General features: G+C 39.7%; 9 protein-coding genes. 5 read left to right on the forward strand and 4 right to left on the reverse strand.

Annotation, left to right across the window (positions count from 1 at the left end):
* Positions 1-6: 6 nt before the first annotated feature.
* From VGE44_RS17000 to VGE44_RS17010, 3 genes are all read right to left on the reverse strand, one after another.
* Positions 7-1,398, reverse strand: a complete 1,392-nt coding sequence (locus VGE44_RS17000; RefSeq protein ID WP_331081388.1) for an MFS transporter — start codon at positions 1,396-1,398, stop codon at positions 7-9.
* Positions 1,399-1,540: 142 nt separating this feature from the next.
* Positions 1,541-2,269, reverse strand: coding sequence for a LytTR family DNA-binding domain-containing protein (locus VGE44_RS17005; protein ID WP_331081391.1), 729 nt, complete (start codon positions 2,267-2,269; stop codon positions 1,541-1,543).
* Entirely contained in the window at positions 2,269-3,342 is a 1,074-nt protein-coding gene (locus VGE44_RS17010; protein WP_331081392.1) for a sensor histidine kinase, read from the reverse strand. The genes VGE44_RS17005 and VGE44_RS17010 overlap by 1 nt, the downstream gene beginning before the upstream one ends.
* 230 nt (positions 3,343-3,572) lie before the next feature.
* On the opposite strand from VGE44_RS17010, the gene VGE44_RS17015 reads away from it, so the two are divergent.
* From VGE44_RS17015 to VGE44_RS17025, 3 genes are read left to right on the forward strand one after another with little or no spacing between them, the layout of a single operon-like run.
* Positions 3,573-6,335 (forward strand): TonB-dependent receptor, encoded by a 2,763-nt coding sequence (locus tag VGE44_RS17015; protein WP_331081394.1) that lies wholly within the window; start codon positions 3,573-3,575, stop codon positions 6,333-6,335.
* Positions 6,326-7,144, forward strand: a complete 819-nt coding sequence (locus VGE44_RS17020) for a DUF4249 family protein (protein ID WP_331081396.1) — start codon at positions 6,326-6,328, stop codon at positions 7,142-7,144. Before VGE44_RS17015 ends, VGE44_RS17020 begins: the two co-directional genes overlap by 10 nt.
* Before the next feature lie 40 nt (positions 7,145-7,184).
* On the forward strand, positions 7,185-7,886 hold the full coding sequence (locus tag VGE44_RS17025) for a DUF4397 domain-containing protein (RefSeq protein WP_331081398.1): 702 nt from the start codon (positions 7,185-7,187) through the stop codon (positions 7,884-7,886).
* Positions 7,887-7,901: 15 nt separating this feature from the next.
* On the opposite strand, the gene VGE44_RS17030 is transcribed toward VGE44_RS17025, so the two are convergent.
* Positions 7,902-9,416 (reverse strand): ATP-binding cassette domain-containing protein, encoded by a 1,515-nt coding sequence (locus tag VGE44_RS17030; RefSeq protein WP_331081400.1) that lies wholly within the window; start codon positions 9,414-9,416, stop codon positions 7,902-7,904.
* Between the two features lie 216 nt (positions 9,417-9,632).
* Between VGE44_RS17030 and VGE44_RS17035 the strand changes: the two genes are divergently transcribed.
* Both VGE44_RS17035 and VGE44_RS17040 read left to right on the forward strand, forming a co-directional pair.
* Positions 9,633-9,998, forward strand: coding sequence for a BlaI/MecI/CopY family transcriptional regulator (locus VGE44_RS17035; RefSeq protein ID WP_331081402.1), 366 nt, complete (start codon positions 9,633-9,635; stop codon positions 9,996-9,998).
* Positions 9,995-11,530, forward strand: coding sequence for a M56 family metallopeptidase (locus VGE44_RS17040; protein ID WP_331081404.1), 1,536 nt, complete (start codon positions 9,995-9,997; stop codon positions 11,528-11,530). The genes VGE44_RS17035 and VGE44_RS17040 overlap by 4 nt, the downstream gene beginning before the upstream one ends.
* The last annotated feature ends 356 nt before the right edge of the window (positions 11,531-11,886 follow it).

An 11,886-nucleotide genomic window follows, 5' to 3' on the forward strand; every position in this document is an offset into this window, starting at 1 on the left:
TTCTGTTTAATCAGTTAGGTTGTTCTTGTAGGTTTCAGGAACCCAAAAGATATTGACGATAATTCCAATCAAAATCAGCGAAAGCGGATAAACCAGCCCGACAAAAGGTGAAAGCGCAAACCCAATTACAACAGATGATTTGATCAGTTCTGTAATTACAGGGGTTGATCCGCCAATTGCGCCATTTCCAACGTTATATACAAATCCCATACTGGTATATCGGATCTTAGTTGGGAACATTTCCATTAGAAAAGCCCCCATCGGACCATAGACCATGGTACCCGAAATGGTAAGCATAAATACCAGGCCAATGAAAATAATTGTGGTTTGAGTATCGATGTGCTGAATAGTATCCAGACGCTGCGGATTCCCGAGTTCGAGGAACAAGTAAAACATGAGCGGTATGACGAGGAGCCCAAGAATCATTCCCGGAAGAATTACTTTCTTACGGCCGATACGATCACTTAGTGCCCCAAAAATCTGAAAGAATGGTCCGGCAAGAAGAATTCCGGTAGCCATGATTAAGAGCGCCGTGGTATCAGGTAATTTAACCGTGCGCTGAAGAAAAAATAATGTAATAAACTGGTTAACCTGCATAATCGCACTCTGCGCTGCATTACCACCAAAGATAGCAGCAAGTATAAGTCCAATATTCTTTTTGGTTTTGAATGTTTCTCTAACCGGAGATATACTCGTCTTACCTTCACTTTTCAGTTGGGCAAAAACCGGGCTTTCATGAAGCCTGCGGCGAATAAAATAGCTTGCAATTACTAGAATTGCACTGAAAAGGAATGGAATTCTCCATCCAAAAGAGTTGAAACTCTCTTCAGACATAATGCTTTTGGTCGAAAAAACAACAACTAGCCCAAGAATCAGTGCAATTGATGATGTTGTTTGTATAAACCCGGTATAGAATCCCCGTTTATGCGATGGTGAATGCTCTGCTACATAAATTACTGCACCAGAGTACTCCCCGCTGATCGCAAGACCCTGTAATAATCTAAGAATTAAAAACAGAATTGGCGAAACCCATCCGGCTTGTTCAAATGTAGGAATACAGCCGATTAGGAAAGTAGCACCACCCATCAGTAAGAGAGAAACCAGAAAGGTATATTTACGTCCTATTTTATCTCCAAAATTCCCAAACAATAATGACCCGAAAGGCCTGATTAGATAAGTTGTAGCAACAATCCCCAGGGTTTCTATAAAATTGTTACCACCGGCCGGGAATAACTGTATGGATAATATATTGGCCATAATTACAGCCAGCAAAAGATCATACCATTCGATCAGTGTACCTACTGATGAGGCAACTATAACCAATTTCAGATTATTCTTTTTTTCAGGGTTGATATTAGCATCATTTGCTAATTCGGGAGAGGTAGAATCAGGAGTCATTTAAAATTTTTAAAACAGGTGATTGAATTCGGATTCAAATTAGAAATTTTTTCTAAAGAAAAGCCAAATTTTAGAGATTTAACCCTATAAACCGGATTAAAATAGCTGCAATTTTAGGATTATTAAGCTATCCACGTAACAATCAATCAAGCCCTTTGACCTGAATATTTCTCTCATTGATATGGAGATTCAAGACGTTTCGATATAATCCTCCTATTGGTATCTCCTGACCGCTTACCTGAAGTTTATATTTTTGAACAGAATCTATTCTGTCCAGAGAAATAATAAATGATTTATGTACGCGCATAAAAAGATCAGAGGGTAATTTATTTTCCAGATCACGTAAACTGATCCTGGTAATCACCGGCTCCTCACCCTCACAGAGATTAATCCTTACATAATCTTTTAGGCCCTCGATGTAAATAATATCCTGCAAGCGAACTTTCACAAGCGAATAACCGGCATTTACAAAAATATGATCGTGCCTGGGCAATTGTACCTGTGCCGATTGTTTCCGAAGTGTAAACAGGTCATGAGCCTTATTCACGGCAGAAAAGAAGCGCTCAAATGAAACAGGCTTCAATAAATAATCCACCACATTAAGTTGAAAAGCCTCAACTGCATGATGGTCATAAGCTGTAACAAGAATAATAAGTGGGGCATTCTGTAGTCCACGGATCAGATCAAGCCCATTGATTCCCGGCATCCTTATATCCAAAAACACCAGATCAATCTGCTGGTTCCTGAGAATCTCAAGAGCTTCAAATGAGTTTCTGCATGTGCCTGTAAGCGTAAGGAATGGCACTTTTCTTACATTATCCTCCAGGAGTTCTAATGCCGGCTTTTCATCATCTACAATTAAACACCTCATTATGCAAGCTTGATATTAACGATGACTCTGAAAGTAGTTTCTGTTTTCTCAATTTGCAGTTTGTGGGAATCCGGATATAAAAGGGCCAATCTTCTTTTAACATTCGATAAACCTATACCTCTGCCATTTTCATCCGGACTTTCCAAAGTACTGGTAGTATTCATCACAATGAATTTCAGATTTGAGCTACCCTCATCCATATGAATTGAAATATCAATTAGAGGTCCTTCAACCATTGATATCCCATGTTTAAAAGCATTTTCGACGAATGGAATCAGCAACATAGGTTCAATACGGTAGTCATCAAAACGACCATTGATATATAAATTCAATTTGAGTGAATCGCCATATCTTAACAACTGAAGATCAATGTAATTTTTAAGGTATTCTATTTCAGTTCCCAGATTTACCGGGTTGCCATTATTCTCGTAGAGCATATATCGCATCAGACTTGACATGTTGACTAATGCCGGTTCTAGCATGTCTGATTTTTTCCTTGCCAGAGAAACCATACTATTCAGCACATTAAACATAAAATGCGGACTGATCTGGGATCTCAGAAAGTTTAGCTCTGTTTTCAATTGAGTATTTTCCTTTTCCTTAATTATTCGCTCCCTCTTGATGTTATCCAAGAACAAACAATAGGAGTAACTACATATAATTACGATAAAAAAGCGTACAAGGTGAAAATAATATCCCGGGCCTCCTCTAAACCCTCCACGGCCCTGTAATCTTGGAGGCTGCTCTATAGGGATATTGCTACCGCGCGGCCCCGGTCTTAATTGCTCTGAAATAAGTATATAAAGGACTAAACAGAAAATCAATCCCAGAAAATACCAGAATTTTCGCTCCTTAAATTCAAGTAGAGGGAACAAGCCATAGGAATGGATATAAAAAATAATCAATAGTAAAATATTACCATAAAACATCTTAATCATAAATCCATGATTGTCTGATGGAACAGGCGGTCCCGGAGAGAATAAAAATGGGAGCAGTACAAATCCAAGCCAGATCAGCAGGGGGACTGCATGGTAGATCCACAATTGAGATTTTAAATTTTTCCTGGTGAACATATTTGAAATATCAGGCAAGCCATTAATTAAGTATTGAGATCAGCTTTCGTTGATCCCCAAAATATGGGTAAGAGTACAAATATAAAGCAGTTCATCATCTTAAGTTCCGAATTAAAAAATTGTTCCTCAGCAAAATCAATCCGTTCATCGCATGATTAAGGTGCTAGGTCGCATTTAACATTACTTAACTTTTTGGGCAGAATATGCCAGCCTATTTTAGCTGCATAATCATGAAAAAAACATTCATCACCTGCATACTTGCACTCTTCGCATTTCAGTTCTCCATTGCCCAGCAGCGCATGGATAACAGCATTGTAATTAATGGCTTCATCACGATGTCGATGGATAATTTTCTGGACTCGATCGCCAGGCAGCATAATCTTAGAATAATTTTCAACCGCGAAGAAATCGGAAAGCAATTCGTCGCTGAACATTTCTTTAATGAACCACTAAAGGGCGTCCTCGCGAACATTTGCAGGAGCAGTGGATATCGTTACTGGCTTGAAGGTAACGGAACAATTTACATACTGAAAACACAGGATGAATTGCTGCCTTTAAAGAAACTTGCCAGAAATACACTTGTCAATCCGGTCTTGACCCAGACAATAGTACAGCAAAGGGCAGAAATTAAAGAACCCATAGTCGTAAGAAAAGGCCCTTTCAATATTTCCGGAAAAGTGATAGACAAAGCCAGCGGCGAAACCTTACCCGGAGCTGTTATCAGAATAGCATATACTGACCTGAGCGCAACAAGCAATGCCGATGGTTATTTTACAATCCTAAACGTCCCTACAGATACCTGCACAGTAATTACATCCTATATCGGTTATCAGACTGACCGATTCGAACTCAGAAACCTGGATTTTAAGAATCTGGTAACTATCAATATGTTTCCCTCCAGCAATAACCTTTCGGAAGTAGTGATTACTGATAAAAAAACGGATGGAGTCATGACCACTGATACCCGGCGTGTTAGTGTTTTGCAGATATCCCCTGCAAAACTAAATGAACTGCCCAATATTGGAGAAAAGGATATTTTACGCTCTTTCCAGTTAATGCCCGGTATCAGTGCAAGTAATGAATCCTCATCAGGTGCATATGTCAGGGGAGGAACACCCGATCAAAACCTTGTTCTGTTTGACGGATTTACCATTTACCAGGTCGATCATTTGTATGGATTCTTTAGTGCATTCAATAGTAATGCAGTAAAAGATGTTCAGTTATACAAGGGTGGATTTTCATCAAAATTTGGTGGGAGGCTATCAAGTGTTACCGACATCAGCGGAAAAGAAGGCAATAAGAAAAATTTCAGTCTGGGAACTGACCTGAGTCTGTTAAGCGCAAACATATTTCTTGAAACACCTGTTACTGATAATTCTTCTTTACTCCTGGCTTACCGCAGATCATATCAGGGCCCCCTTTACAATAAGCTGTTCAATCAATTTAATAATACAAGCACCCTGACCCAGGCACAGCAAGGCCCGGGTGGACCCGGTGGACGGGGTGGTGCACAAGCGGCAAGCACCCCAATATCCTATTTCTATGACCTGAATGCAAAATACACCTACCGGCATGGCGAGAAAGATATTTTTTCCTGGAGCTTCTATCAGGGGAACGATAATCTCGATAACAGCAGGGAGATCAACCTGCCTTCATTTATAACCGGGAATGGCGGAGGAATCAAAATAAGCGACTTAACAGACTATGGCAATTTAGGCTCCAGTGCAAAATGGTCGAGGTTCTGGGGATCTAAATTATATTCCAATACCCTGGTCAGTTATTCAACTTATAAAAGCAACCGCGACAGAAGCAATAAATCAACAGTGACTGATACTGCCGGATTTAGTTCTGAGATAAGCAGGGGCACAGTCGAAAAGAACATGATTGAAGACTTTAGTCTCAAATCTGACTGGGAATGGCAGGGATTCAATAAAGTAAAGCTGCTGTTCGGAGGGTTTACTTCGCAGCAAAACCTAAGCTTTAACTACCAGTCTGACAGCACAATGCTGATCGATCAATATAATAAAGCGCTTACAGGAGGAGCCTATGCAGAAGCAGAGTTGAATCCCAATGAACAGCTGCAATTTAAAGCAGGCCTGCGTTCTACTTATTACGGTAAAACCGGACGTTTCTATGTTGAACCTCGACTTTCGGGCACCTATTCCCTGAGCGACCAGCTTACGCTTAAAGCTGCAGGAGGACGCTTTTACCAATTTGCGAACCGGGTTCTGCGGGAAGATATTTTGTCGGGCAGCAGAGATTTCTGGGTATTATCAGATGGCGATGCAATACCGGTGGGTGCAGCTAATCATTATATCGGCGGACTTAGTTATGAAACCGGAGGTTTTCTTTTTGACGCTGAAGTATATTATAAGAAGCTGAACGGACTTACCGAATACTCACAGCGCCAGAGCCCTAACCCCAGATCCAGAACTATTGAAGAACACTTCTATAACGGACAGGGATTCAGCAGGGGCGTTGAACTGCTTGCACAGAAGAAAACAGGAAATTTTACCGGCTGGTTAAGTTATACCCTCGCAGAAGCAAAAAACCAGTTTGACACCTATGGTGAAGAGTATTACTATGCGAATCAGGATAACAGGCATGAATTCAAATCGGTAAACATGTACCGCTGGAAGAAATGGACTTTCTCGGCTACCTGGATCCTGGCCTCAGGAAGACCTTATACGGCTCCAACTGGAAGTTACTCTCTTGATAACATGAGCGGAATAAGAAACAACTACCTGACTATCAGCGGAAAAAATACAGAAAGACTGCCAGCTTATCACCGTCTGGATGCTGCTCTTACAATGGATATATTGAAAGTTGACAGTCGCAAGGCAGGTACAATTGGCCTTTCACTATTCAATATTTACAATCGCAAAAATACCTGGTACAAGGAATATTCAATTCAGGATAATCAGGTTATCACTTCGGATATAAACTATCTGGGCTTCACACCCAATATCACACTCAGCATCAAATGGAAATAAAAAAATACCCTCTCTGGTTTTCTACGATCATTATATTGATAACTTTTATCTCCTGCGAAAAGGAATCACTAATCGCAACAAGCGAAAAACCGGTTGTTCAGGCTTACCTCATACCGGGAAGACCTGTTCTGGTAAAAGTTAATATGCAGCGCGGACTTGTTGATACCGCTTCGTACGGACTTCCCATCACTGGCTTAAACATCAGCATCAGCGATGGCACAAATACAATAAGCCTGCAAGAGACTGTAAATGGACAATATAGTCTGAGTGATAAAAATTTTATCAGAACAGGCAACACATACACCATGATTTTCTCGTATCTAAATAAGGAAGTGTCTGCAAAAACAACGGTTCCCGGAAAACCTAATGGACTGACCATTTCTGAAACGGTAATCAGCATACCCCAATTCAGCCCTGGTACAGATACCCTCGACACATTCATTCCGGCATATATTAACTGGGAAAATCCCGATAGATCAGACCATTTGCTGATCATGAAAAATGATGAAAAATACCCCTCAGGAATAAGTAACGGAGGAGGGCCTTTTGGCTTTGGGGGCGCTTATCGCGACATAGAAGTAAATACCGGTATTACAACTTCATTTGAAATTACCAGGATGACCTTCAGATATATTGGATATTATACAGTCTATCTCTATGCAATGAATAAAGAATATGTTGAAATCCTGAATGCCAGTAACAGTTCTTCTCTAAATCTGACGAATCCGGTAACCAATATTAAAAACGGACTTGGAATTTTTACGGCAATGCAAGCCGATTCATTAAGACTATTTGTTCGTGAAAAATAATTGAGCTACTGAAATATCTTAATCTATCAAAACAAAGAATATGAAATCGATCACCTTACAAAAACTTAAAAAAAGCTTCCTGTTTCTATTATCTGCAATTACAATTTTTTCTCTGAACTCCTGTGTAAAAGGAGAGGAAAGTTCATTAAACATCTCATCGCTTAGCGTTATACACGCATCCCCCGGGCTACCAGCAATAGACTTCTATTATAATGGCGCCAGAATTAACGGCGATAGCATTATTGCCTATGGAGATACCATACCTAATAAATTTTTCAATTCAGGAACGGCTTCAATTGTTGTTAAAAAATATATCTCTTCAACCACATATATCAGTACTAGCATTGATCTTCAGAGCGAAAAAAACCATTCATTTTTTGTTGTGGGCAAACCAAATGAAGTTACTTACCTTTTTACAACAGATGATCTCACTGCCCCGGCTTCAGGGAAAGCAAAATTAAGATTCATAAACCTTAGCCCGGATGCCGCGAACCTGAGTTTTAAAATAAACTCAATCAATTTATTTGGCTCCATGGCCTTTAAATCTTATTCTGAATTTAGTCCTGTAGATCCTGGTGAGCAGAAAATCAGCATTCACGATTCTGTGAGCGGAGCAATTCTGGCCGAGCAGAATTTAAACATTGAAGCAGGCAAAATTTATACTGTTTGGGCAAAAGGACTGGTTTCAACAACTGAAAATGATCTTGCCTTGTCTATGCAGGTTGTCGGGCTTCAACCATAATATCAGCGCCGTAAGCTACTGGACTTCACTTGCTTTAATTACCCGTCCCTGATCCAGAATCAGGGTATGGGTAATACTTTCGGGCATTTCCTGCGGATAATGGCTGACATAAATAAGGCTAAGATTGCTGATTGAACAGATCTCATCAATAAGATTTTTAAACTGTTCCTGCTGTGCAAAATCGAGTCCGAGGCAAGGTTCATCAAGAATCAAAAGAACCGGATTCTTCACCATAGCCCTTGCAAGCATACAGATTCGCTGAACACTAACCGGAACATTTCGAAACATCCTGCCGGCATATTCTTCGATCCTTAGCAACTTCATCCAACGTATTGATGTTTCAGCTTTCGGTTTGCTTGAAACACGAAACAGGCCGATCGTATCATCAAATCCCGATTCTATGACCTGAAGGCAAGTGTTTCCTGTCGGGAAATACTGGAATAATTCAGGAGAAACATAGCCAATCTTCTTTTTTATTTCCCAGATACTCTCGCCAGTACCTTTGAGTTGATCGAACAAGGTGATCTTATTGGCAAAAGCCTGTGGATTATCCCCATTGATCAGGCTTAATAAAGTTGATTTCCCTGCCCCATTATGTCCGATCAGCATCCAGCGCTCCCCCTGCTTCATTTGCCAGTTTATCTTATTAAGAATCAGTTTATCACCATACCTGATGCTGACATTTTCCATCCCTATAATAGTTTGATAAAGAGGCCATTGTGTCTGTGAAAGCAGTTCCTTCAATTCAGCCCGGTTAATCTTGTCTGTTGTACTTAGGTACAGATTCTCCTGATTAAACTGATCTGAGGGCACTTTACTGATTATTTTACCCTGATCAAGAACCGCAACATGGCTTATAGCATCCGGTATTTCTGAAGGAGTGGTAGCCATGATGATGCTGATGCCCGAATCAGAAATTTCCCCGATAAGTTTATTGAAATCCTGACGGGCGGCTACATCGAGTCCATTCAAAGGATTATCGAGTAATATTAATAATGGATTTCTGATCAATGCCGAAGCAATGAGCAGGCGCTTGGTCTCTCCATTAGATAGTTTAATCAGCTGCTTGTCCAGCAGGGACAGAAGATTCAATCGTTCAGTAACCCTTTCAAAAGACCAGAAGCCTGATGGCTGAACCACTTTTATAGCTAAAAGATAATTTTCGACCGTATCTGCATCTTCAGAATCACATGAATTAAAGCGCTGCTGATAATAGAAATCACTGGTATTCGAAAGATTTCGAAACTCGTGCCGGGCAGAGACCTGAGCCATCAGTTTATACCGGTTAAAAAAGGGATCATCCGGATGATATTTGGCAATATAGCTGTCAAAATAAGGATAATTAGCTTCCCCCCTGGCCATAGAAGCCTTACCCATGATAAAATCCAGAAAAGTACTCTTCCCTGATCCGCTTTTACCCACCAAAGCCCAGTTTTGACCTTTTTCAAGTTCAAAATCAAGTCCTTCGAAAACGAGAGAATTATATTGGCGGATACTTACGTTACGAAATGAGATTAGGAGTTTATTCACAGAAGAACTTTAAGATCTGACAGGTCTCAAAACTATTGTTTTCGGCTTAAAGAACAAAACAGGATTTTTTTGTTTTTATTGCTGGCATTTAAAGGCTTCCCATTTATTGTTTTGCCAGCATACTTTTCGTTGCCCCATGCGGACAAAACAAACAGATGTTAAAAGCAATTTGCTATTACGAACTTTTCGTAATACATTTACGAAACATTCGTAGATATGGAAAAGTTAACACCAAATGAGGAAGAAGCAATGCAGGTAATCTGGAACCTATGCAAGGGAACAGTTAAAGATTTCCTGAATGTATTACCAGAGCCTAAACCGCCTTATACCACCCTTGCTTCAACAGTCAAGAACCTGGAGAAGAAAAAGTTTGTTTCTGCTCAGAAAATTGGAAACACTTATTTGTACACTCCTCAAATAAAAGAAGAAGAATACAAGAAAAAATTCATGGGAGAGTTTGTGAGTGATTACTTCAGCAATTCATATAAGGAGTTGGTCAGCTTCTTTGCGACACAGGAGAAGATCAGTACCGATGAATTAAAAGAGATCATTGAAATGATTGAGAAAGGAAAGAAGCCATGATACCTGAACTTATCATCTATCTGCTTAAGGCGAATTTGAGCATTTTAATTTTCTATTTCGGCTACCGTCTCTTTTTGAAGCAGTTTACCTTTTATTCACTAAACCGGATCTATCTCTTATTTGCATTAATTTATTCGGGCCTTTACCCTCTGATAAACCTCGGAGATTTATTCAAGAGTAATCCTGAAATAAAACAACAAATCAACAACATAAGCCCAGACTGGCAGCAATCGGTCGGTTATGTAAACAGTAGCAATGTGGTGCCCGACAGCATTTACTGGCAGATGATTATCCTGATATTCTGGGCTGGTGTCATCCTGATGATGGGCCGCCTGATTATTCAGCTAAGCTCTCTGTTAGTCCTTCACAGAAAATCTGAGCAGGCAGTTTCAGGTGACCTTAATTACAGGATAGTCCGGAAAAAGGTGAATCCATTCTCATTCTGGAAAACCATATACCTCAATCCAGAATATCATGAGCCAAGAGAATTGCATTCCATTTTAGAACATGAACAGGTACATGTCAATCAATTACATAGTCTTGATGTTATGATTGCAGAAATATGCACTGTTTTTAACTGGTTCAATCCTGGCGCATGGCTCATCAAAGATGCCATACAAGCAAACCTGGAATTTATAACCGACCTGGAGGTATTGAATTCGGGAATCGACAGCAAGGAATACCAGTATGCATTATTAAAGATTAATGTTCTGCCTCAAAATAAATTACCCGTTAATAATTTTCATTTACTAACCATAAAAAGAAGAATCGCTATGATGAACAAAAAACAATCCAGGCGCATAAAAATAGGAATATATATCTTCCTACTGCCAGCAATCATGTGTCTGGTACTGATCATTACAAATTCCCGAGAGGCCTTAAGCAACAGCCAAATAAGCGATATTATCGTTAATCTCCCGAAAATGCCATTAATCGGCGAGATAAACCATGAGCCAGCAAACAAAGAAATTGAGTTTTCAGAAAGCAGGTCAATTCAACATCAGGAGCAAGTGTCCAATAGTTCAGAATCAACAGCTCCTGCAGATACGATTAAACCTAAAAGTATAATCTTCAAATTGACTGCCATAGGTGATAGTATGAAGACAGGTGATAAAAAGCCATTGTACATTATCGACGGAATCAAAACTAATAATCTGGAGAGAATAAACCCTGAAAGTATTGTCTCAATAAATGTAAATAAAGGTATTGAGGGTATTATTCATTATGGTACTTCGGGTAACAATGGAGTTATTGAAATTAATACAAAAGCTGGAAGTATTCCGCCATTAACTATTTCCCAACCTTCTAAAGGAATAAGTTTAAGACCGGTTCAGACTGAAAAAGTATCACTCAATGATTTAAATAATGAGTTAATCCTCCTCAACGGGAATGAGGTAGAAAAAACAATACTAAATGATCTTTCCGTTATGTCTATTGGCACAATAGAAGTATTCAAAGGGGAAAAAGCATTAAATAAATTCGGAGAAAAAGGTCGGAATGGTGTTATATCAATTACAACGAAACCAGAGTAATGCTTTGAAAGCACGAGCAGCGAGCCCTCATTATTATTTGGCACCAGAACGCTCCAGTATAATCTCAACAATCTAGCTAGCGCGCCTGTGGCGTGCGTTACCTAATACCTCCCAATGCTAGCGCGCCTACAATGTCATTAAGTTAAGGATTACGATCCTGACGAAAGTCAGGATCTCCTCCATTTTTTAAATAATCCATTGTCATTCTGGCGAAGGTGGCTGTTGCTCAACCTACCTAAACCAGATTTTACCTAGTTGCATTTTTTATAAGTAGCCAACGGTGAGATAAGCTGGTATGTTCTTGACATTTCGATTTAGAACAATGATTTAAGTTTTTAGCGAAGCAACCGCCTAGA

It is taken from the genome of Daejeonella sp. (assembly GCF_036405355.1).
GTDB lineage: Bacteria > Bacteroidota > Bacteroidia > Sphingobacteriales > Sphingobacteriaceae > Daejeonella.

Bases quoted from the DNA above. Each gene is read 5' to 3' on its own strand.
- VGE44_RS17040 (WP_331081404.1), top strand. From the start codon at position 9,995: ATGATACCTGAACTTATCATCTATCTGCTTAAGGCGAATTTGAGCATT.
- VGE44_RS17010 (WP_331081392.1), bottom strand. From the start codon at position 3,342: ATGTTCACCAGGAAAAATTTAAAATCTCAATTGTGGATCTACCATGCA.
- VGE44_RS17035 (WP_331081402.1), top strand. From the start codon at position 9,633: ATGGAAAAGTTAACACCAAATGAGGAAGAAGCAATGCAGGTAATCTGG.
- VGE44_RS17005 (WP_331081391.1), bottom strand. From the start codon at position 2,269: ATGAGGTGTTTAATTGTAGATGATGAAAAGCCGGCATTAGAACTCCTG.
- VGE44_RS17000 (WP_331081388.1), bottom strand. From the start codon at position 1,398: ATGACTCCTGATTCTACCTCTCCCGAATTAGCAAATGATGCTAATATC.
- VGE44_RS17015 (WP_331081394.1), top strand. From the start codon at position 3,573: ATGAAAAAAACATTCATCACCTGCATACTTGCACTCTTCGCATTTCAG.
- VGE44_RS17025 (WP_331081398.1), top strand. From the start codon at position 7,185: ATGAAATCGATCACCTTACAAAAACTTAAAAAAAGCTTCCTGTTTCTA.
- VGE44_RS17020 (WP_331081396.1), top strand. From the start codon at position 6,326: ATGGAAATAAAAAAATACCCTCTCTGGTTTTCTACGATCATTATATTG.